22 protein-coding genes are annotated in these 19,106 nt (G+C 66.9%); 8 read left to right on the top strand and 14 right to left on the bottom strand.

The window, feature by feature from the left end; genetic code table 11:
* Window positions 1-449: 449 nt before the first annotated feature.
* The gene (locus tag IGW04_RS05085) at window positions 450-1,073 is read left to right on the top strand and encodes a class I SAM-dependent methyltransferase (protein ID WP_194711948.1); all 624 of its coding nucleotides are present in this window, start codon (window positions 450-452) and stop codon (window positions 1,071-1,073) included.
* A gap of 30 nt (window positions 1,074-1,103) precedes the next feature.
* On the opposite strand, the gene IGW04_RS05080 is transcribed toward IGW04_RS05085, so the two are convergent.
* The 6 genes from IGW04_RS05080 to IGW04_RS05055 all read right to left on the bottom strand — a co-directional run bounded on the left by IGW04_RS05080 (window position 1,104) and on the right by IGW04_RS05055 (window position 3,587).
* Window positions 1,104-1,442: a DUF202 domain-containing protein gene (locus tag IGW04_RS05080; RefSeq protein ID WP_194711947.1), complete on the bottom strand. Its 339-nt coding sequence runs from the start codon at window positions 1,440-1,442 to the stop codon at window positions 1,104-1,106.
* A gap of 13 nt (window positions 1,443-1,455) precedes the next feature.
* A complete protein-coding gene (locus IGW04_RS05075; protein ID WP_228526862.1) occupies window positions 1,456-1,863 on the bottom strand; it encodes a YidH family protein in 408 nt (135 codons plus the stop codon).
* Between the two features lie 115 nt (window positions 1,864-1,978).
* Window positions 1,979-2,314 carry a YnfA family protein gene (locus tag IGW04_RS05070; RefSeq protein WP_194711946.1) on the bottom strand — a complete coding sequence of 112 codons (336 nt, stop codon included), beginning with the start codon at window positions 2,312-2,314 and terminating at the stop codon, window positions 1,979-1,981.
* A gap of 58 nt (window positions 2,315-2,372) precedes the next feature.
* Window positions 2,373-2,810: a YeeE/YedE family protein gene (locus tag IGW04_RS05065; RefSeq protein WP_194711945.1), complete on the bottom strand. Its 438-nt coding sequence runs from the start codon at window positions 2,808-2,810 to the stop codon at window positions 2,373-2,375.
* 10 nt (window positions 2,811-2,820) lie between these two features.
* Window positions 2,821-3,252: a YeeE/YedE family protein gene (locus tag IGW04_RS05060; protein WP_194711944.1), complete on the bottom strand. Its 432-nt coding sequence runs from the start codon at window positions 3,250-3,252 to the stop codon at window positions 2,821-2,823.
* Window positions 3,249-3,587 (bottom strand): ArsR/SmtB family transcription factor, encoded by a 339-nt coding sequence (locus IGW04_RS05055; protein ID WP_194711943.1) that lies wholly within the window; start codon window positions 3,585-3,587, stop codon window positions 3,249-3,251. Before IGW04_RS05055 ends, IGW04_RS05060 begins: the two co-directional genes overlap by 4 nt.
* Window positions 3,588-3,757: 170 nt before the next feature.
* On the opposite strand from IGW04_RS05055, the gene IGW04_RS05050 reads away from it, so the two are divergent.
* On the top strand, window positions 3,758-4,558 hold the full coding sequence (locus IGW04_RS05050; RefSeq protein ID WP_194711942.1) for an OBAP family protein: 801 nt from the start codon (window positions 3,758-3,760) through the stop codon (window positions 4,556-4,558).
* 28 nt (window positions 4,559-4,586) lie between these two features.
* Here the strand turns inward: IGW04_RS05050 and IGW04_RS05045 are convergent, their stop codons facing one another.
* The 4 genes from IGW04_RS05045 to IGW04_RS05030 all read right to left on the bottom strand — a co-directional run bounded on the left by IGW04_RS05045 (window position 4,587) and on the right by IGW04_RS05030 (window position 8,356).
* Window positions 4,587-5,387 (bottom strand): sulfite exporter TauE/SafE family protein, encoded by an 801-nt coding sequence (locus tag IGW04_RS05045; RefSeq protein ID WP_194711941.1) that lies wholly within the window; start codon window positions 5,385-5,387, stop codon window positions 4,587-4,589.
* 101 nt (window positions 5,388-5,488) lie between these two features.
* A complete protein-coding gene (locus IGW04_RS05040) occupies window positions 5,489-5,695 on the bottom strand; it encodes a YgaP family membrane protein (RefSeq protein WP_194711940.1) in 207 nt (68 codons plus the stop codon).
* Between the two features lie 33 nt (window positions 5,696-5,728).
* Window positions 5,729-7,423 carry a bifunctional protein tyrosine phosphatase family protein/NAD(P)/FAD-dependent oxidoreductase gene (locus tag IGW04_RS05035; RefSeq protein ID WP_194711939.1) on the bottom strand — a complete coding sequence of 565 codons (1,695 nt, stop codon included), beginning with the start codon at window positions 7,421-7,423 and terminating at the stop codon, window positions 5,729-5,731.
* 48 nt (window positions 7,424-7,471) lie between these two features.
* Entirely contained in the window at window positions 7,472-8,356 is an 885-nt protein-coding gene (locus IGW04_RS05030) for an MBL fold metallo-hydrolase (RefSeq protein ID WP_194711938.1), read from the bottom strand.
* 250 nt (window positions 8,357-8,606) lie between these two features.
* Here IGW04_RS05030 and IGW04_RS05025 point away from each other — a divergent pair, with 250 nt between their 5' ends.
* Window positions 8,607-9,962, top strand: coding sequence for a sigma-54 interaction domain-containing protein (locus IGW04_RS05025; RefSeq protein WP_194711937.1), 1,356 nt, complete (start codon window positions 8,607-8,609; stop codon window positions 9,960-9,962).
* Window positions 9,963-10,071: 109 nt separating this feature from the next.
* Window positions 10,072-10,305 carry a hypothetical protein gene (locus IGW04_RS05020; RefSeq protein ID WP_194711936.1) on the top strand — a complete coding sequence of 78 codons (234 nt, stop codon included), beginning with the start codon at window positions 10,072-10,074 and terminating at the stop codon, window positions 10,303-10,305.
* Here the strand turns inward: IGW04_RS05020 and IGW04_RS05015 are convergent.
* A complete protein-coding gene (locus IGW04_RS05015) occupies window positions 10,278-11,066 on the bottom strand; it encodes a GDSL-type esterase/lipase family protein (RefSeq protein ID WP_228526860.1) in 789 nt (262 codons plus the stop codon). The two genes, IGW04_RS05020 and IGW04_RS05015, sit on opposite strands and share 28 nt — an antisense overlap.
* Before the next feature lie 277 nt (window positions 11,067-11,343).
* Between IGW04_RS05015 and IGW04_RS05010 the strand changes: the two genes are divergently transcribed.
* Window positions 11,344-11,514 (top strand): hypothetical protein, encoded by a 171-nt coding sequence (locus tag IGW04_RS05010; protein ID WP_194711935.1) that lies wholly within the window; start codon window positions 11,344-11,346, stop codon window positions 11,512-11,514.
* A gap of 93 nt (window positions 11,515-11,607) precedes the next feature.
* Here the strand turns inward: IGW04_RS05010 and wrbA are convergent, their stop codons facing one another.
* Complete coding sequence (gene wrbA, locus IGW04_RS05005) at window positions 11,608-12,207, bottom strand: NAD(P)H:quinone oxidoreductase (RefSeq protein WP_194711934.1); 600 nt, start codon at window positions 12,205-12,207, stop codon at window positions 11,608-11,610.
* A 157-nt stretch (window positions 12,208-12,364) separates the two neighbouring features.
* Window positions 12,365-13,150, bottom strand: a complete 786-nt coding sequence (locus IGW04_RS05000) for an enoyl-CoA hydratase/isomerase family protein (RefSeq protein ID WP_194711933.1) — start codon at window positions 13,148-13,150, stop codon at window positions 12,365-12,367.
* A gap of 300 nt (window positions 13,151-13,450) precedes the next feature.
* On the opposite strand from IGW04_RS05000, the gene IGW04_RS04995 reads away from it, so the two are divergent.
* Both IGW04_RS04995 and IGW04_RS04990 read left to right on the top strand, forming a co-directional pair.
* Window positions 13,451-13,705, top strand: coding sequence for a helix-turn-helix domain-containing protein (locus IGW04_RS04995; protein WP_194711932.1), 255 nt, complete (start codon window positions 13,451-13,453; stop codon window positions 13,703-13,705).
* Window positions 13,706-15,028 carry a type II toxin-antitoxin system HipA family toxin gene (locus IGW04_RS04990; RefSeq protein WP_194711931.1) on the top strand — a complete coding sequence of 441 codons (1,323 nt, stop codon included), beginning with the start codon at window positions 13,706-13,708 and terminating at the stop codon, window positions 15,026-15,028.
* 30 nt (window positions 15,029-15,058) lie between these two features.
* Here IGW04_RS04990 and IGW04_RS04985 read toward each other — a convergent pair whose 3' ends face one another.
* A complete protein-coding gene (locus IGW04_RS04985) occupies window positions 15,059-16,360 on the bottom strand; it encodes a sensor domain-containing diguanylate cyclase (RefSeq protein ID WP_194711930.1) in 1,302 nt (433 codons plus the stop codon).
* A gap of 561 nt (window positions 16,361-16,921) precedes the next feature.
* Between IGW04_RS04985 and IGW04_RS04980 the strand changes: the two genes are divergently transcribed.
* Window positions 16,922-19,027 (top strand): Ig-like domain-containing protein, encoded by a 2,106-nt coding sequence (locus tag IGW04_RS04980; RefSeq protein ID WP_194711929.1) that lies wholly within the window; start codon window positions 16,922-16,924, stop codon window positions 19,025-19,027.
* Window positions 19,028-19,106 lie beyond the last annotated feature (79 nt).

Below are 19,106 nucleotides of genomic sequence, written 5' to 3'. Positions count from 1 at the left end.
TTGAGCGCACGGCGCAGGCGGGGGGACTGAAGGTGAACGGCTCTTGCGGCCTGCAAGATGTGCAGGGCGGGGCTGGCCCGGGATGGCTGGAGCATTGCTGTCCGCACGTTACAGCGGCGCGTACGGAAGCAAGCACGACCGGCCGTCCCAGCGAACGATCAGTGCCTCTTTCGAAAACCCGTCAATGAAGTGGGCACTATTCTCCCGCTTCATGCACATGCATTTGAGATGGATTAAGCTCGAACCCAGCGACAAGTAAAATTGTTAAAAACTCGTTTCGTTAGTTGCAAACCTTTGCCGGCACCGCTGGAAACCGGTCATTCCTGTCGCTTCCCGCCGCCCAGGCCTGGGCGATCGCCATATCCGGCAGCCGCCATGCCCGGTGGCGCGAAGCCAACTATGCTGACTGGCGGCGCCAGCCGGCCATGCTTACCTCACCTGGAGACGCCATGACAGATGCCCCCTTCTTCCAATCCGCCGCAACCTGGGACCAGCGCTACAGCGACCCAGACTTCGTGTTCGGCACCGAGCCCAATGCCTACCTCGCCGACCAGGCCGGCCTGCTGCAGCCGGGCAAAAAGGCGCTCGCAGTAGCCGATGGCGAAGGACGCAACAGCGTCTGGCTGGCCCGGCAGGGGCTGATCGTCGATGCGTTCGATATTTCGCCGGTGGGCGTGGACAAGGCGCGCCGCCTTGCCGGGGATGCCGGCGTCGACGTTGCCTACCATGTCAGCAGCGTTGATGACTGGGCCTGGCAGGAGCAGGCCTATGACTACGTGGTGGCGATCTTCGTGCAGTTTGCCGACCCGGCGATGCGCGACAGGCTGTTTGCCGGCATGGTGAAAGCCCTGAAGCCAGGCGGCTTCCTGGTGCTGCAGGGATACACGCCCAGGCAGCTCGAATACAAGACCGGCGGCCCCGGCGTGCTGTCGCATCTGTACACCGAGGACATGCTCAAGGCGGCCTTCGCCGGCCTGCGTATCGTCGACATGCGGTCCTATGATGCGCAGCTCGACGAGGGCAGCCGGCACAGCGGCATGTCGGCGCTGGTCGGCATGGTGGCGCGGAAATAGCCGGAAATGGCAATCGCCGGCAAGGCCCTGTCAGCCCTTGCCGAAATAAGCGCTGGCCACCGCCGCCAGCAGGCAGGCCAGCGCCGCGCCGAGCGCCAGTGCGCGCATCGGCGCGGGATGGGCCGCAACGGGCCTGTCGCCAGCGGTCAATGCCCTGCCCCGCCGCTTGCCGCAGACATGGAAGCCGGCGGCCAGCGCCAGCAGCGCGGCCCCGAACAGCAGCAGCGCGCTGTCGCCATCGGCGAGGCCGGCACGCAGCCACAGCATCGCATTGACCAGGAAGGCAAAGGCGGTGCGGCTCCAGGCCAGCACGGTCCGTTCGGCCTGAAGGCCGGGGTCATAGGGAGGCAGGACATGATGGTCGGGCACGATACGGCGGCGCTCAGGTGAAGGCGACCATCGCGCCGACGAAGACGCCAAGCGCGAGCAGGCAAACGGACAGCAGCGGAATCACATGGGGAAAGGGCAAGGGCTGCGCATGGCGCATCGCGATTTCATTGGCCCGCCAGCGGAAATAGGCCAGGCCGCACAGCCCCGCTGCCAGCCCGCACAGGAATATCGTCCCCGCAAGCACCAACCCCCTGGGATGGAGCCTGCTGGCGAACTGGTGCACCAGCACCGCGCCGGCCAGGATGGACAGCGCGGTCCTGATCCAGGCCAGATAGGTTCTCTCGTTGGCCAGCGAGAACCGGTAGTCAGGCTCCGTTCCGTCCTGCTGCCAGGACGGCCTCCTCCCGTGCCGCATCGTGTTAACCCCCGGGTTGTCGATGATGGCGGCGTGCGCCTGCATGCCGGCGCTGCCGCAAAGCGCGCCAGTATATCAGCCGACCCCGCAGCCGCCTCCGGCGCCTCGCACCGGCGCCGGGAGCATGCCTGGCCGAGCCAGGCCACCGGCAGTCATTCCGTCATGTCAACTGCGGCTGCAAGGCGATCACCGCCATGCCCGCCAGCGCCAGCAGCGCGCCGGCGACGTCCCAGCGACTCAGGACGACGCCATCGACCACCCGCAGCCACAGCAGGGCAACCACGATGTACATGCCGCCATACGCTGCATAGGTGCGGCCGGCCGCCGCGGGATGCAGCGTGAGCAGCCAGGCGAAGGCCGCCAGCGACGCCGCGGCCGGCAGCAGCAGCCAGGGCGTTCTGGCGTCGCGCAGCACCAGCCACGGCAGGTAGCAGCCGACGATTTCGGCCAGGGCGGTCAGTGCGAACAGGCCAGCGACCTTGATCATTTCCGGCATGAAAAAACTCCGTGGATGGGTTGGACCATGCCGGGCGCAGCAGGCATGCAGGCAGCGTTCAGGCGGTTTCGTGCCGGCCTTCCCGCGGCCGCCATTCCAGCAACTCGAACAGGGCCATGCCGGCCAGCATCGCCAGCACGAAGACCAGCGGCTTGATGCCGCCCGACAGCAGCGAGGCCAGCGCCGGGCCGGGGCAATAGCCGGCCAGTCCCCAGCCCACGCCGAATGCCAGGCTGCCCAGCGCCAGGCGGCGGTCGATCCGGGTGGCCGCCGGGAGCCGCATCGGCCCGCCGAGCAGCGCGCCCGACCGGCGCCCGGCCAGCCGGAACGGCAGGAAGGCCGCCGCGATGGCGCCCGCCATCACCAGCGCCAGCGACGGGTCCCAGTCGCCGGCCAGGTCGAGGAAGCCAATCACCTTGGCCGGGTTGGTCATGCCGGACAGGATCAGCCCGATGCCGAAAACCAGGCCGGCGAACAGTGCGGTGACGATCTGCATGGCGATCTCCTCAGGCGAGCAGGTGGCGGACGATGAACACGGTGGCGAAGCCGGCCGCCATGAAGCAGGCGGTGGCCACCAGCGAGCGCGGCGACAGCCGGGCGATGCCGCAGACGCCATGGCCGCTGGTGCAGCCGGCGCCATAGCGGGTGCCCACGCCCACCAGCAGGCCGGCCACAATCAGGATCCCGGCGTCGGCATCCACCACGGTTCCGGGCAGCGGACTGACCATGGCATAGAGCAGCGGCGCGACCACCAGGCCCGCCAGGAAGGCAATGCGCCACAGGATGTCGTTCCTGGCCGGATGCAGCAATCCGCCGAGGATGCCGCTGATGCCGGCGATGCGGCCGTTGAAGAGGATGAAGACCGCCGCCGCGACGCCGATCAGGATGCCGCCCGCCAGCGAGGCCCATGGCGTGAAATGGGTCCAGTCGATGTTCATGATGCCTTCTCCTTTTCCTTTTCCGGTGCGCAGTAGAGCGCATGAAGCAGCGTCATCACCGCCAGCGCTTCCCGGCTGGCGATGCGGCAGCAGATCTGCTTGCCCTCGCGCCGGGTGGCGACCATGTCCTCGCCGCGCAGCACGGTCAGCTGCTGCGACTGGGTGGGCTGCCTGATCCCGGCCGCCTCCTCGAGTTCGCCGACGCAGTACTCGCCCTGCGTCATCTGGCACAGAAGCAGCGGACGGTCCGGATTGGCCAGCACCTTCACCAGCCCGCAGGCCTGGCCGGCGGCCTGGCGCAGCTGCTCGATATCGATATTGGCGGTGGTTGTCATCCTTTCCCTTTGACCGTCGTCATGGCAGCGGCACATGCACGCTGATTTTTTACTCGTCCATATTATATATTTTTGTATATTGAAATGCCAGGCGCATGGCTTGGCCCAACCCAGCGTCCCCAGCGCCCAGCATCACTTAACTCCGACAGCCCACCACAGGATGCAATGACATGACCACGCCCCGCCCCCTTGCCGGCAGCGCCCGCCTGTTCCTGGCCGCCGCGCTGATCGCGGCGCCTGCCCTCCATGCGCAGGAGAGCAACGAACCCAAGACCGCCGTCAGCGGCGAGCCCAAGACAGCCAGAACCCGCACCCTGGAAGCCGGCGCCAAGCTGTTGCAGGGCAAGGCGCCGCTGCGCGGCTTCGATATCTACCTGGTTGGCTTCCACCCGATGAAGGACCAGCCGCAGGCCCAGATGGAAGCCCATCACTACTGCCACCAGGTCAACCAGGATTTTGCCCAGTGCGTGCTGTTCGACGGCAATACGGCCAAGGCCAACATGCATGGCGTCGAGTACATCATCTCGGAAAAGCTGTTTGCCACCCTGCCCGACGAAGAACGCAGGTACTGGCATCCGCACAACGGCGAGATCCTGTCCGGCCAGCTGGTGGCGCCGGGCATACCGCAGGCGGCGGAAAAGTCGCTGATGAAGACCAAGATGAACAGCTATGGAAAAACCTGGCATTTCTGGAACACCGGCATGGCCGGACAGCCCGGCGACAAGCTGCCGCTGGGCGACCCGATGCTGGCATGGTCTTTCAGCCGCGACGGCGAGATCCTGCCCGGCCTGGTCGGGAAGCGCGACAAGGCGCTCGGCACCGACACCGGGAAGAAGCGCCGGGAACGCGCCGGCCTGCAGACGCTGGCCAAGCCCCAGTCCGGCGTGGACGACCTGAAAGGCAAGTTCGACCGGCCGACCAAAGAGATTCCCGGCGTGGTCGACAGCAAGCCCGCCACCGCGCCGCGCTGAGCCGGGCTGCCGGCCTGAAGCAGCCAGGTCAGGCCGGCAGCGACAGCGCCGCCCTGGCCACCATGCCGAGCGCGACCAGCGCGGCCACCGCGGCAAAGGCGCGCTGGACGTGGGCGCCGCCGATGCGGGCCGCGACCATGCGGCCGCCCATCATGCCGGCCAGCGCGCCGGCGCAGAAGGGCAAGGCCGCCGCCCATTCCAGGCGGCCGGCCACGATGCTGGAGGCCACGCCGCTGGCCGAGACCAGCGCGATCACGGCCAGAGAAGTGGCCACGACCGATTCCATTTCCAGGTCGGTGGTGCGGCGCAGCGCCGGCACCATCACGAAGCCGCCGCCGACGCCCAGCAGGCCAGACAGCAGGCCGGCGATGCCGCCGGCGATTGCCAGCGAGCGCGCGCACGGCGTGGTCCAGATGAAGCGGCCGCTGGCGGCATCGCGCAGGCAGGGTGGACTGCGCTGGCCGGGCTTGGCGGCGGCCCCGGCCTGGCGGAAGCCGCGCCAGGCGACGATGGCCAGCACGACGGCGAACAGGACGGTCAGCGAGCGGTTGTCCACCCGCGCCGCCAGCCACAGCCCCACCGGGGACAGCAGCATGCCGGCGCCGGAGATCAGCAGCGCGGCGCGGTAGCGCACGATCCCCTGGCGCAAGCCCAGGGCCGCGCCGAGGCTGGCCGCCATGCCCACGGCCAGCAGGCCGATCGGCCCGGCCTGCGCCATGCCCATGTGCGCGCCGAACACCAGCAGCGGCACGGCCAGGATGCCGCCGCCGGCGCCGGTCAGCGCGAGGATGGCGCCTGTCACCAGGCCCAGGAACAGGTACAGCGTCATGGTTGACTCCGGCAATGCGCAATGCGCCGTCCGTCCGCGGTCATGGCTTTGGCCCTGGCCGCGATGGACGGCTCTGCCCTGGCCACGGGCACCATGTCGCGCTAGCCCTGCCGCGACGGCGCGCGGCAGGTGCGGATGCCCAGCAGGGTGTAAAGCGGACACCAGCTCACTAGCCCTGTAACCAGGGGCACCAGGCCAATCAGCGCCAGCCAGCGCGTTCCTTCGCCGAGGAAGAAATACAGCGACAGGATGATCAGGCCGGCGACGATGCGCAGGCTGCGGTCCGTGCTACCGACATTGGCTTTCATGGCAGCTTCCTTTCAGGTTGGACAAAGCGGGATTCAGGAGACGGCTTCATTGGTCGCGGCGGCATCCACCAGCTCGGGCTGCACCATCCATTCCCGGCCCTTCAGCATGCCTTCCCAGTACAGCGGCGGCAGGATGCGCTCCTTGAGCAGCCAGGCCAGGCGCGACGGCCGGGTGCCGTCGATCAGCCACGACGGGAAGCTGGGCGCGAGCTTGCCGCCGTACAGGAATTCGGCAAGCACGATCCTGCCGCGCTCGACCGTCAGCGGGCAGGAACCGTAGCCGTTGTAGTGCGCCTCGCCCTTCGCGCGGCCCAGCGCCGCCAGCAGGTTGTGCGCCACCACCGGCGCCTGGGCCCGGGCCGCCGCGGCGGTCTTGGCGTTGGGCGTGTTGCCGGCGTCGCCCATTGCGAACACATTGGGATAGCGCTTGTGCCGCATCGTCGCCGGGTCGATGTCCACCCAGCCGGCCGCATCCGCCAGCGGACTCACGCGTATGAAGTCGGGCGCCTTCTGCGGCGGCACCACGTGGATCATGTCGAACGCCTTCTGCACCAGTTCCTTCGTGCCGTCCGCCGCGGTCCGGGTGAAGGTGGCCACCCGGCCCGGCCCGTCGATCGCCGTCAGCGCATGGTTGAAATTCAGGTCGATGCCGTAGGCCTGCACATACTCCATCAGCGCCGGCACATAGTCCGGCACGCCGAACAGGGCCGCGCCGGCGTTGAAGAAGCCGATGTCGACCTTGTCCAGGACGCCGCTGCGGCGCCAGTGGTCGGCAGCCAGGTACATCGCCTTCTGCGGCGCGCCGGCGCACTTGATCGGCATCGGCGGCTGGGTGAACAGCGCCCGGCCACCGCGCAGATTGCGCACCAGTTCCCAGGTATAGGGCGCGAGGTGGTACAGGTAATTCGACGTCACGCCGTTGTGGCCCAGCGTCTCGGCCAGGCCGTCGACCGCATGCCAGTCCAGCTTCAGCCCGGGGCACACCACCAGCTGGCGGTAGCGGACGACGCGGCAGCCGTCGAGGATCACCGCATTGCGCTCCGGCTCGAAGGCGGCGACCGCGGCCTTGATCCAGTGCGCGCCCTGCGGGATCAGCGAACCCATGGTGCGCACCGTGTCGCGCGCATCGAAGACGCCGCCGCCGACCAGGGTCCAGCCGGGCTGGTAGTAATGCACGTCGGCCGGGTCGATGATGGCCACGTCCAGCCCCGGGCTGCGCGCCAGCAGGCTGGCGGCCGCCGCAATGCCGGCCGCGCCGCCGCCGACGATCACCACCTCATGCTCGGCCTCGCTGACCTCCACCGGCGTGCGCCCGCCATGGGCGATGCGCCGCACCACGCCCTTCAGGTCGAAGCCTGCATGGCTGGCGGCATCGATGATCTCCGGCAGCGGCCGCCTGCCCGACTGCGACAGCGCCCACATCGTGGTCGAGCGCATGCCGGTGCGGCAGTAGGCAAGCGCCGGCTTGGGCAGCATCGCCATCAGCGCGCCGAACACCGCGCCCTGCCCGTCGCTGACCTTGCCCGATTCGGCCGGCAGGTAATGCGCCTCGATGCCGCAGGCGCGGGCCGCCTCCTCGATCTCGGAAAACAGCGGCTGGTCGTTGCCTTCGCCGTCCGGACGATTGCAGATCAGCGCGCGGTAGCCCGCCGCCTGCAGCGCCGGCACGTCGGCCGGCACGATCTGCGGCGACACGGAAAGTTCGGGAGTCAGTCTGCGGATGTCCATGGTCGTCTCCTGCCTGGAAGGGAATGGTTGGAAATGAGCGCTCTCTTTTCAAAGCGAGTCGATCGGTATCTTCAGGTAGCGCCGGCCGTTGTCTTCCGGCTCGGGCAGATGGCCGGCGCGCATGTTGACCTGCACCGACGGCAGGATCAGCACCGGCATCTCCAGTGTCGCGTCGCGCTTCGTGCGCATCGCCACGAATTCTTCCTCGCTGATGCCGTCGCGCACATGGATGTTCTGCCTGCGCTCCTCGGCGACGGTGCTGACGAACTGCACCTCGCGGCCGTTGGGCTGGTAGTCGTGGCACATGTAGAGCCGGGTGGCCGGCGGCAGGGAGAGCACCTTGTTGATCGAGCGGTACAGGGTGCGCGCGTCGCCGCCGGGGAAGTCGCAGCGGGCAGTGCCGTAGTCGGGCATGAACAGGGTGTCGCCGACGAAGGCGGCGTCCTCGATGCCGTCGCCGACGACATAGGTCATGCAGGCCGGCGTATGGCCGGGCGTGTGCATCGCCCTCGCCCGCAAGCCGCCTATGCGGAATTCCTCGCCATCCTCGAACAGGTGATCGAACTGGCTGCCGTCGTGGGCGAAGCCGGGGCCGGCGTTGAACAGCTTGCCGAACACGTCCTGGACGGTGGTGATCCGGCTGCCGATGCCGACGCGGCCGCCCAGCCTCTCCTTCAGGTAGGGCGCGGCCGAGAGATGGTCGGCATGCACATGGGTTTCCAGTATCCACTGCACCTTGGCGCCCAGTTCCCTGACCCGCGCGATCAGCCGGTCGGCGCTGGCGTGGCCGGTGCGCCCGGATTTCGGGTCGTAGTCCAGAACGCTGTCGACCAGCGCGCACTGCCTGGTCTCGCGGTCCAGCACGAGGTAGCTGACGGTCCAGGTGCGCGGGTCGAAGAAGCCTTCCACCTGCAGGATGCTGTTGCCATTCATGATGTTTCCTCCAGCGTCGTGCTGACATTGATGTCACCCTGTAGCGCAAGCAGCGTGCCAGCCGGCGGAGAAAAAGCCTTATACATCCAGGTCATTGAATTTAAAGGACTAATTTTCCAAGGCATCGCTCAGCTGCGACGTCGGCATACTGACAACCGCACTGAAATGGCAGAGAATGGCAGCAAATGGCAGACATGCCTGGCAGCGCTTCCCGCCCCCTGCCAGCCTGCCCCCCTACTTTCCGGAATGGATGCCGACCATGACTTCCAGCGTTCCCGATGCCCAGGTGCAGGCGCTCGTTTCCTACCTCGACCAGGAAGCCCAGCCAGCCATCGTGCTCGACACCGACTACAACATCCTGGCCTCGAACACGGCCTACCGGCGCCAGTTCGGCTTGGCCGGGCAGTCCGTGGTCGGGCAGAAGTGTTTCCGGGTGTCCCATCACTATGACAAGCCGTGCGACCTGGCCGGCGAGCATTGCCCGATGAAGAAGGCGCTGGAAAAGCGCGGCCCCGACCGGGTGCTGCACATCCATCACACGCCGCGCGGCCCGGAGCATGTGAACGTGGAACTGCGCCCCATCCTGGATGCGGCGGGCAACGTGGTCGGCTATGTCGAGCACCTGGTCACGGTGCGGCAGGCCTCGGCCCGCGCCAGCAGCGACGGCCTGGTGGGGCGTTCGCCGTGCTTCATGCAGGCGCTGGAAGCGCTGCAGCGGGTGGCGCCATCGCGCCTGCCGGTGCTGCTGCTGGGGGAGTCCGGCAGCGGCAAGGAGCTGTTTGCGCGCGCGGTGCACGAGGCCAGCGAGCGCTCGCGCGGGCCGTTCGTGGTGGTCGATTGCTCCGGGCTGAGCGAGACGCTGTTCGAAAGCGAACTGTTCGGCTACGAGAAGGGCGCATTCACCGGCGCGGCAAGCCGCAAGCACGGGCTGGTCGAGACTGCCCGCGGCGGCACGCTGTTCCTGGACGAGATCGGCGACGTGCCGCTGGGCATGCAGGTCAAGCTGCTGCGCCTGATCGAAACCGGGACCTTCCGCCGGGTCGGCGGCGTGGAAACTCTGCAGGCCGACTTCCGGCTGGTGGCCGCCACCCACAAGCCGTTGCGCGAGATGGTGGCCGACGGCCGCTTCCGGCAGGACCTGTACTACCGCATCAGCGCCTTTCCGATCGAGCTGCCCGCCCTGCGCGAACGCATCGGCGACATTCCCATCCTGGTCGACTCCTTCCTGCAGCGCATGGCGCAGTCGTCGCGGCCGCTGCGCATCACGCCGCAGGCCGTGGCAAGGCTGGCGGGCCATGACTGGCCGGGCAACATCCGCGAACTGCGCAATGTGCTGGAGCGGGCCAGCCTGTTTGCCGACGACGGCATCATCGATCTGCCGCAGTTGCCGGCGCTGGCCGCGGTTGCGCCGTCGGCGCCGCAGCCGGCGGGCCTGCCGGCGCCTGCGGGCAGGCGCATGTCCGATGCCGAACTGGCCAGGCTGGCACGCGGCTTCCCGGGAACGCGGAAGGAGCTTGCGCGCCAGCTCGGGTTAAGCGAGCGCACCCTCTATCGGCGCCTCAAGGCCCTGGGCATCGCCATGCCCGATCAGGATGCGGCGCCGTGACCACAACGGCGTTCCGGCAATCCAAGTGCATCCTGCACGCGCCAGATCAAGCACCGGAGGCCGCGCAGCAGGCATGATGCCGCCATGAAGCCCAGCCACCTGCCCACCGATGCTGCTCAGGGTTGACACCGTCACCGGCCCGCTTGGCCTGCTGGAGCCGGCCGCCTTCTGGCTCGGCGCGGACAGGATCACCGTGCTCGACGTCGTAGACCGCTGGCCGGCGTCCGACTATATCTACTTCAAGGTGTCCGCCAGCGACCAGGCCAGCTACATCCTGCGCCATGACAGCCGGCAGGACTGCTGGGAACTGACGCTCTACAAGTCGCCCGGCCAGGCCGCCTGACGCCCGGCCGGCACGGGCATGCCGAGCAGTCGCGACAGGGGCGCCTGCCGTTCCAGTTCATCGAACCAGACGCCATAGCCGGCATCGCTCGGATGCAGCCTGTCGGCCGCGATCAGCCGCCGCGGGTCCTGCGCGAACGGGTCGGCGGCATGCTCCCGGTACAGGTCGACATAGGCCGCGCCCACCGTGCCGGCGCTGGCCCGCGCCAGCCGGTGCAGCAGGCGTGCCCGGTGCGACAGCAGCCACGACAGCGGCCGCGGAAAGAAAGGCGCATTGCCCACGTTCGGCGCAGGCACCAGGATCACCCGCTCTGCCTGGGAGGCTGCGCGATGCAGCGCCAGGTCGATGTCCCGCGCCAGGCGCTGGCGCGACGTGAAACGCATCACATCATTGGCGCCGCCGGCAACCAGGATCAGGTCATGCCGCCCGGCATCGTGCAGCTGCCCGGCAATATCGGCGAAACGCGCGCCGGCACGGGCCAGGTTGCGCACGCGCAGCCGAGGGTAATGCGCGGCGATGCGGCCCGCCAGGCTGGCCTGCGGCGTGCTGGCGCCGGTGCCCAGCGCGGTGCTGTCGCCAACGATCAGCAGGCTGGCCTCGGCCGCTTCCGGGCTTGCATGGAACGGCCTGCTCTGCCGCGTCAGGCGGGCGGCATGCCGGAGGTTTTGCATGGTGCTGCGGCCGATCGATGCCGCGGCAGCCAGCATGGCCAGGTAAAGGGTGCCGCGCACGGCGAGCGCGCCGGAAGTGCTTGTATTCATGGACGGATTTCCTGTGGCGGACATCGCCACGAAACGGCTGCTCCGGAACAGGGACAGGCAATCCGGGAGCGCCTGCGGCGGTATTGCCGCTCCCTGTCGAGCCCCCGGCAGTGGCTCCGGTTCAGCCATTTCGCCGCCGCCGTCGTTTGGCGCAACACATGAACGGCTGTCTGTCAGCCGATTCCGACGGCCAAAAAGCGGCTTGTCCGATAGGCAGCACCGGCGCGCTGGCCTAGAGTCCGGACATCCAGGCCCATTTCATCCACAGGAGACCGCCATGAACCGCGAACCCGATACCGGCAAGCCGCCGCTGCCAGGCGAAGACGACCGCGCTGCCCAGCCCACCATCGTGCACGAAACCGTGCCCGGGGAAGACCCGATCGTGCAGGGCGGCGATGCGGATGCCAAGGAAAAGGGCGGCAAGAGCACGGCGGACGAAGATATCTGAGGCAATGAACAAGCGGCGGCAAGCGACGAGCAACGCCCGCCGCCTGCCGCTGCGGGCTGGAAGACCGCCGCCGTATTGCTTTCCTGCCCGCGTTCAGCCAAACAGCTTGTTGGCCGTCCTGGCGATCAGTTCACCCTGATGGCGCGCGCCGGCCAGTTCGGTCTGGCTGGGCTGGCGCTCGCCCTTGCCGCCGGCGATGGTGCTGGCGCCGTAGGGGCTGCAGCCGACGATCTCGTCCAGGGTCATCTGGCCCTGGAAGCTGTATGGCAGGCCAACCACGGTCATGCCGAAGTGCAGCAGGTTGGTGATGATGGAAAACAGCGTGGTTTCCTGTCCGCCGTGCTGGGTGGCGGTGGAAGTGAAGGCGCCGCCGACCTTGCCGTTGAGGGCGCCGCGCGCCCACAGGCCGCCGGTCTGGTCGAGGAAGCTGGCCATCTGGGATGGCATGCGGCCATAGCGGGTCGGCGCGCCGATGATGATGGCGTCATAACTTTCCAGTTCATCCACCCTGGCTTCCGGCGCCTGCTGGTCCAGCTTGAAATGCGCGTTCTTCGCCACTTCCGCCGGTGCGGTCTCGGGCACCCGCTTGACGTCAACCGTCGCGCCGGTGGCGCGAGCGCCTTCGGCGACTGCGTTCGCCATGGTCTCTATATGGCCGTAGCTGGAATAGTAAAGGACGAGAACCCTGGACATGCTTGCCTCCGCTGATAAGTGAACGATGTTTCCGGCGGACGATGCCGCCGGGGCTGTTCTGTAGAGAAAGGCCGGTCGCCATAGTTCAACCGATCGGGGGCCGGACAGACTGCCGTCATGGCCGTGCGGTTTGAACAAGCCTGGCGCGGCGCCCTGGTCACCTGCCCCTGAAATGCGGCGCGCGCCGCGAAAAGAAGGCATCCATCGCTTCGGCGAAATCCTCGGTGGCGGCGCTGGCGCGGAAGTTGTCGCGCTCCAGGTCGAGCTGGGTGTCCAGGTCATTGTCGAGCGACTGCCGCAGCAGGCGCTTCATGCGGCCGATGGCCAGCGTGGGGCCGTCGGCCAGACGGCGCGCCAGCGCATCGGTTTCCTCCTGCAGCGTGGAGGCCGGCACCACCCGGTTGATCAGGCCCAGCCGCAATGCCTCGGCGGCGTCGAAGGTGTCGCCGAGCAAGGCAATGGCCATTGCGTTGCGCAGTCCGACCAGGCGCGGCAGGTTCCAGGAGCCCGATACGTCGCAATTGGCGGCGACGTTCACATAGGCCAGGTTGAAGCGGGCGGTATCGGCGGCGATGGCCAGGTCGCAGGCCATGGCCAGGCTCAGGCTGCCGCCCGCCACGCTGCCATGCAGGCTGGCGATCACCGGCGCATTCATCGCCGCCAGCAGCCTGACCGCCTTGTGCATCGGCTCGATCAGCGCCATTGCGGTGCCGACCGGGTCCTGCCGCAGCGCCGCGAGGTCGCCGCCGACGCCAAAGGTGCGGCCTTCGCCGCGCAGCACGACGGCGCGCACGCCGGCGTCTGCCGCCAGCTCGGCGCAGGCATCGTAGAAGGCGTTGGCAGTCGGAATGTCGAGCGCATTGAGCCCTTCCGGACGGTTCAGGATCAGCCAGGCGACGCCGCCTTCGCGGCGCAGCACGACAGGTGCAGTGGATACACTCATGACGTTTCTCCTCTTCTTCTTGTGAACTTCAATCGAACGGCGCTGCCCGCATCAAGCGCTTTGGTTGCCGTCCATGTTGCACGCAATCGCTTTATTCGTCCATTAAGCGGTCGGGTCAATTGAAAATCGCACATTTACAAGGACGCCGCCGCTGGCGCCAGGTCATTAAACGAATAAATACAAGATATTCTTTTTGGCGAATAATGTAAATTTATTCTTTTAAACATATAAAATACGAGCAATCAACGAATCATGTCTTCGCCTGTTCCACGTATTTCATTGCCTGCCCAGGGAGCCCGAATGACAACGCCCATCCGTACTACCGGTCAGCTTGGCCCGGTGCTGCGCAGCCTGCGCAAGGCCCGGGGCTGGTCGCAAGCCGAACTTGGACGCCGGGTTGGCCTGTCGCAGGAACGGATCTCCGCCATCGAGAGCCGGCCGGAGAAGGTCAATCTCGACACCCTGCTGACGCTGGCCATGGCGCTGGACGCCGAACTGAGCATCGGCGCACGCGCGCAGGCGGCGTCGACGCCCGAATCCGGGGAGCAGTGGTAGATGGCCGGCCGGCCTTCCCGCACGCGCGCGCTCGACGTCTGGATGAACGGCGAGCGGGTGGGCCGCTGGACGCTGGCCGGCGCCAGCCACCGCTTTGCCTATCACGCCGACTGGCTGTCCAGTCCCAATGCGAGGCCGCTGTCGCTATCCCTGCCGCTGGCGCAGGGCAGCGATGCCTTCGGCGGCGAGGCGGTCGAGCATTACTTCGACAACCTGTTGCCGGACAGCCTGGCAATCCGGAAGCGGCTGGCGGGCCGCTTCGGCGCCGCAACCACCCGCGCCTTCGACCTGATCGAAAAGATCGGACGCGACTGCGTCGGCGCGGTGATGCTGTTGCCGGCCGACGCCGCCGCGCCGGAGGTGCGCAGGATCGATGCGGAACCCCTGTCGGAAAGCCAGGTGGAACGCCTGCTCGATGCCGCCATCGGCGGCGCCGGGCTGGCGGCGGACGATGGCGAGGAACTGCGCATCTCGATTGCCGGCGCGCAGGAAAAAACCGCGCTGCTATGGCAGGGAGCATGGTGCCGGCCGCTGGCGGCCACGCCCACCAGCCACATCCTGAAGCTGCCGCTGGGCGAAGTCGGCGGCGCCCGCGCCGACTTCTCGACATCGGTGGAAAACGAATGGCTCTGTTCGCTGCTGGCCAGGGCTTTCGGCCTGGAAGCCGCCAATAGCCACATCGAGCGGTTCGGCCGGCACAAGGTGCTGGTGGTGGAACGCTTCGACCGCCGCCAGATGCATGGCTGGATCGCCAGGCTGCCGCAGGAAGACTTTTGCCAGGCGCTGGGCTGCCCGGTCGAGCTGAAGTACGAGAACCGGGGCGGGCCGGGGATGGCCGCCATCCTCGACAGGCTGCGCGGCAGCAGCACCGCAACCCGGGACCGCGAGACCTTTCTCGCCGCGCAGCTGCTGTTCTGGCTGCTCGCCGCCCCGGACGGGCATGCCAAGAATTTCAGCATCTTCCTGGAACGCGGCGGCGCTTACCGACTGACGCCGCTGTACGACGTGCTTTCCGCCTGGCCCGTGATCGGCGACGGCCCGAACAGGCTGCCCTGGAAAAAGGTGGCCATGGCGATGGCGCTACGCGCCGGCAATAGCCATTACCGGATGGCCGACATCCAGCGCAGGCACTGGAACGAAGCGGCCAGGCGCAATGCGCTGGGCGCGGATTTCGAGGCGGTGATCGAGCTTTTCATTCGCCGCGCGCCAGCCGCGCTGGCCGAGGTGGCCGCCCGCTTGCCGGCGGACTTTCCGGCCTCGGTGTCGGATCCGGTGTTCAGCGGCATCCTGAGTCAGCTGGCGGCGCTGCAGCGGCAGGCTTGAGATTCGGCGTTTGCGGGGCCGGGCGCCGCCTCAATCAGAAACCGAACGGCCGGTCTTCTTCTCCAGGTACATTGCCTGGTCCGCATGCCTGAGGATATGGCCGGCTTCCAGGCCATGGTCGGGATAGAACGCGAGCCCGATACTGGCGCGCGCCTGCAGCAGCTGGCCGTTGACATGGGCCGGCCGCAACAAGGCCCTGCGCACCGTGTCGGCCACCACCATCGCCTGCTGTTCCTGGTCCACCTCTTCCAGAAGGATCACGAATTCGTCGCCGCCCAGCCTGGCCACCGTGTCGACTTCCCGCACCGAACGCTTCAGTTGCTGCGCCACGTGCTGCAGCAGCAGGTCGCCAACGGCATGGCCCAGGGTGTCATTGACCTGCTTGAAGCCATCGAGATCGATGAACAGCACCGCGGCGCGGCATTGCTTGCGCCGGCAGCGCGCCAGCACCGCCTCCAGCCGGTCCTCGAAAAGACGGCGATTCGCCAGCCCGGTCAACTGGTCGTAGCGCGCCAGCCGCAGCAGTTCATCGTTGAGATTCCTGCGCCTGATCGCCATGGCTGCCTGCGCGGCAACGAAATGCAGCAGCTCGCTGTCCTTCCCGGTGCGCGCTGTCCCCGCCGGCTGCTTGACCAGCAGCACGCCGATGGTCTCCTTCTGTGCCACCAGCGGCATCGCAAGCCATGGCGGCGCCCCCGGTTCGTCGTCGGGCACCGCCATGGCCTCACCGGTGCGGATCACGGCGGCGCAATGCCGCAGCGCATCCGCCTCCCAGGCCGCCCCCGAATAGGCGTGCGGGCCCGCGCGGCAGGCAAAAGCCAGCTGGCCGGTCCTGATGTCACAGGTAACGACAGCAAAGCCGATCAGCGGCACCAGCGTGGTGATGATGCGATGGATTTCCTGAAAGAGCTGGTCCAGGTCGGTGGCATCGTGCGTTGCTTCCGAGATGGCATAGGTTGCCGCCTGCATCTGCTCCGCATGCTTGCGTTCGCTGATGTCCCGGGCAACGCCGATGCGCAGTTGTGCGGTATCAGACCAACTAGCCGACCACATGATAGCCACCAGATGGCCGTCCTTGTGCACATAGTGGTTCTCGAAGCCAATCCGGGCGCATCCGGCCACGACCTTGCCGGCCTCCTCCAGGGTGCGCGCACGGTCTTGCGGCGCGACGTGGTCGATCAGCCGCTGTCCCGTGAGCTCTTGCGGCGTGTAGCCGAACATCCTTTCGCATGCTGCGCTGACATAGACGACGCGACCGTCCAGGCCTACCAGAAAGACAGCATCCAGCAGCAGATCCACGAACGGCGGCAGCAGGTCTCTGTTGATATCCATCGCGGCATGATACCTGCTTACTGGTGGACAACAAATGGTAATTCCGCGCCAGATCCTTCGCAGGACTGCATCCATCAAGCCAGGCCGGATCGCCGGCTCTGGCGCTGCGCCGCAGGATCCTGCAGCGCGCCGACGCCAAAAGCCGAGCCCGGCATGGCCTGGTGCGTGAAAGCCGGATGCACTTCCGGTTCTGCGATTTCATCCCGGCATCATGAAGCCCGGCTGTATTCGTGCGCAGGGGAAAAACAGGGGCGACGCTTGTCTGCAAGTCGGTTTTCGCGGCTTGCAAGCTTATGCAGCGGGATCGAGGCCACCCAATTGTTTCTAACGTGAGTCGGAGAAATTTACGAACGACCGTGCAAAATACTATTGATAAACGTCTACATCGCACATTATTTCAATTGCCGTGCACTAAATTTCGAAATACCATCTAGCAACGAATTCCGTTATAAAACAATGACTTATATTTCCAACCGGAAAATATTTGCAGCGGATTCGCAGGCATGGCGAACGGCCCGCCACCGGGCCCTAGCCTAGAACACCAAAAACCAGGAGACATGCATGTTGAAAAATACTGGCCGCCGCATGGCGTCCGCCGTGATTTTGCTTGCCCTTCCACTGACCGTGCTGGCCGATGGTGTCGCCATCCGCTATGACCTGTCCGACCCGGCAGGCAGTCCCTTCCCGAGCGACCGCTTTACCGTCGCCGACCCCAGCCAGAACACCGGCCGCCGCGTGGAACTGCCGCTGCCGAACTGCGCCACCCGTCCCAGCGACTGCGCCGACATCGAGGTGCTTAATACCCTGGACGGCTTTTCCACCCAGCCCCGCATCACCCTGCCCTTCAACGGCGCCATCGACCCGCGCACCGTCAACAGCAACACGATCTTCCTGATGAATCTCGGCGATATCACCAACGGCATGGGCGCCGGCCAGAGAGTCGGCATCAACCAGGTGGTATGGGACCCGGCCAGCAAGACCCTTGCCTTCGAATCCGATGAACTGCTCAACGAGCATTCCCGCTATGTGCTGATCGTCACCGACGGCGTGCGCGACGCCAGCGGCAAGAAGCTCAAGTCGATCGACATGGACAACGACGACAGCGACCAGCGTCGCGAGACCAGCGAATACCGGCGCGAACTGCGCGACGCGCTGCGCTCACGCATTCCGGCCAATCTGAAGGTTGCCGCTGCCACGCTGTTTTCCACCCAGAGCATCAGCGCCGACCTGTACAAGATCATGAAGTCGGTCAGGGACGCCAAGCCAGGCGCCAATTTCATGATCGGCAACGGCGGCGCCGCCCGCGCGGTATTCCCGGCGGCCGGCACCAGCATCGCCTTCAAGCGCCAGACCAGCGTGGCCGGATTCACCACTTCCCAGTTGCCGATGGCGGCACTGCAGGTCGTGCCGGGCGCGGTTGAAAAGATCGCCTATGGCACGTTCGACTCGCCCAGCTACCTGAACGACGCCAAATACATTCCGGCAACGCCGACCCGCACCGGCCAGCCCGCGCCGCAGGGCAGCGAGAAACTGGTGTTCCAGCTGTTCCTCCCATCCGGCGACAAGCCAGCCAGGGGCTACCCGGTCGCCATCTTCGGCCACGGCTTCACCGACAGCATGTATGGCGCGCCCTGGACGGTGGCATCGACCTTTGCCGACAAGGGCATCGCCACCCTGGCAATCCAAGTGGTCGGCCATGGCGGCGGCGACCAGGGCATGCTGACCATCACAAGCAACGGCACCACCGTCACCCTGCCGGCCGGCGGCCGTGGCTACGACCAGAACGGCGACGGCAAGATCGACTCGACCGAAGGCGTCAACGCCGCCGCACCCTACACCGTGCTGGGCAACCGCGACGGCCTGCGCCAGACCGTGGTCGACCTGATGCAGCTGGTGAGCGTGGTCAAAGCCGGCATGGACGTGGACGGCGACGGCAAGGCCGATCTCGACGGCGACCGCATCTATTACAGCGGCCAGTCCTTCGGCGGCATCTACGGCACCATCCTGCTGGGCGTGGAGCCGCGCATCAAGGCCGGCGTGCCCAACGTGCCGGGCGGCTCCATCACCGAGGTAGCCAGGCTCGGCGCCTTCCGTCCGCTGACGGGCACTGCGCTGGCCACCCGGCTGCCGTCGCTGATCAACCTGCCGCCGGCGGGAGGCATCGAATTCAATGAAAACATCCCGCTGCGCGGCCAGGGCCCGGTGGTCAACAATGTGCAGGGCGCGATGGCGATCCAGCAGCTGCTGGACCGCAACGAGTGGGCGCAGCAGGCTGGCAACCCGGTGTCCTATGCGCCGTTCATCCGGTCCAATCCGCTGCCCGGCAACAGCGCCAAGCCGGTGCTGTTCCAGTTTGCGCACGGCGACCAGACGGTGCCGAATCCGACCACCAGCGCGATCCTGCGCGCCGGCAAGCTGGCCAATGCCGCCGTGCAGTACCGTAACGACCTGGCCTATGCAAACATCCCGGGGATACCGAAGAATCCGCATACCTTCCTGACCAACATCTTCACGCCCGCAGCGGCTCCCTTTGCGATCGGTGCGCAGCGGCAGATTGCCGAGTTCTTCATCAGCGATGGCGCGAAGGTGAAAGATCCGGATGACAACGGCCCGGTCTTCGAAGTGCCCAGCAGGGATCTGCCGGAAACGCTGAACTTCATCCCCTGACCGGGCACGCGTCGGCGGCGCGGATCACGCGCTGCCGACGCGTTGCCGGCAAAACGCCTGGCCACCGTCGCGGCGGCCA

This window comes from Noviherbaspirillum soli, assembly GCF_015352955.1.
Lineage (GTDB): Bacteria > Pseudomonadota > Gammaproteobacteria > Burkholderiales > Burkholderiaceae_D > Noviherbaspirillum_A > Noviherbaspirillum_A soli.
This window is presented reverse-complemented; position numbering and strand designations above follow the sequence as displayed.

What these genes read in the sequence shown, in the direction of transcription:
- IGW04_RS05085 (WP_194711948.1), top strand. Translation starts at nt 450, where the DNA reads ATGACAGATGCCCCCTTCTTCCAATCCGCCGCAACCTGGGACCAGCGC.
- IGW04_RS05075 (WP_228526862.1), bottom strand. Translation starts at nt 1,863, where the DNA reads ATGCAGGCGCACGCCGCCATCATCGACAACCCGGGGGTTAACACGATG.
- IGW04_RS05070 (WP_194711946.1), bottom strand. Translation starts at nt 2,314, where the DNA reads ATGCCGGAAATGATCAAGGTCGCTGGCCTGTTCGCACTGACCGCCCTG.
- IGW04_RS05065 (WP_194711945.1), bottom strand. Translation starts at nt 2,810, where the DNA reads ATGCAGATCGTCACCGCACTGTTCGCCGGCCTGGTTTTCGGCATCGGG.
- IGW04_RS05060 (WP_194711944.1), bottom strand. Translation starts at nt 3,252, where the DNA reads ATGAACATCGACTGGACCCATTTCACGCCATGGGCCTCGCTGGCGGGC.
- IGW04_RS05055 (WP_194711943.1), bottom strand. Translation starts at nt 3,587, where the DNA reads ATGACAACCACCGCCAATATCGATATCGAGCAGCTGCGCCAGGCCGCC.
- IGW04_RS05050 (WP_194711942.1), top strand. Translation starts at nt 3,758, where the DNA reads ATGACCACGCCCCGCCCCCTTGCCGGCAGCGCCCGCCTGTTCCTGGCC.
- IGW04_RS05045 (WP_194711941.1), bottom strand. Translation starts at nt 5,387, where the DNA reads ATGACGCTGTACCTGTTCCTGGGCCTGGTGACAGGCGCCATCCTCGCG.
- IGW04_RS05040 (WP_194711940.1), bottom strand. Translation starts at nt 5,695, where the DNA reads ATGAAAGCCAATGTCGGTAGCACGGACCGCAGCCTGCGCATCGTCGCC.
- IGW04_RS05035 (WP_194711939.1), bottom strand. Translation starts at nt 7,423, where the DNA reads ATGGACATCCGCAGACTGACTCCCGAACTTTCCGTGTCGCCGCAGATC.
- IGW04_RS05030 (WP_194711938.1), bottom strand. Translation starts at nt 8,356, where the DNA reads ATGAATGGCAACAGCATCCTGCAGGTGGAAGGCTTCTTCGACCCGCGC.
- IGW04_RS05025 (WP_194711937.1), top strand. Translation starts at nt 8,607, where the DNA reads ATGCCGACCATGACTTCCAGCGTTCCCGATGCCCAGGTGCAGGCGCTC.
- IGW04_RS05020 (WP_194711936.1), top strand. Translation starts at nt 10,072, where the DNA reads ATGCTGCTCAGGGTTGACACCGTCACCGGCCCGCTTGGCCTGCTGGAG.
- IGW04_RS05015 (WP_228526860.1), bottom strand. Translation starts at nt 11,066, where the DNA reads ATGAATACAAGCACTTCCGGCGCGCTCGCCGTGCGCGGCACCCTTTAC.
- IGW04_RS05010 (WP_194711935.1), top strand. Translation starts at nt 11,344, where the DNA reads ATGAACCGCGAACCCGATACCGGCAAGCCGCCGCTGCCAGGCGAAGAC.
- wrbA (WP_194711934.1), bottom strand. Translation starts at nt 12,207, where the DNA reads ATGTCCAGGGTTCTCGTCCTTTACTATTCCAGCTACGGCCATATAGAG.
- IGW04_RS05000 (WP_194711933.1), bottom strand. Translation starts at nt 13,150, where the DNA reads ATGAGTGTATCCACTGCACCTGTCGTGCTGCGCCGCGAAGGCGGCGTC.
- IGW04_RS04995 (WP_194711932.1), top strand. Translation starts at nt 13,451, where the DNA reads ATGACAACGCCCATCCGTACTACCGGTCAGCTTGGCCCGGTGCTGCGC.
- IGW04_RS04990 (WP_194711931.1), top strand. Translation starts at nt 13,706, where the DNA reads ATGGCCGGCCGGCCTTCCCGCACGCGCGCGCTCGACGTCTGGATGAAC.
- IGW04_RS04985 (WP_194711930.1), bottom strand. Translation starts at nt 16,360, where the DNA reads ATGGATATCAACAGAGACCTGCTGCCGCCGTTCGTGGATCTGCTGCTG.
- IGW04_RS04980 (WP_194711929.1), top strand. Translation starts at nt 16,922, where the DNA reads ATGTTGAAAAATACTGGCCGCCGCATGGCGTCCGCCGTGATTTTGCTT.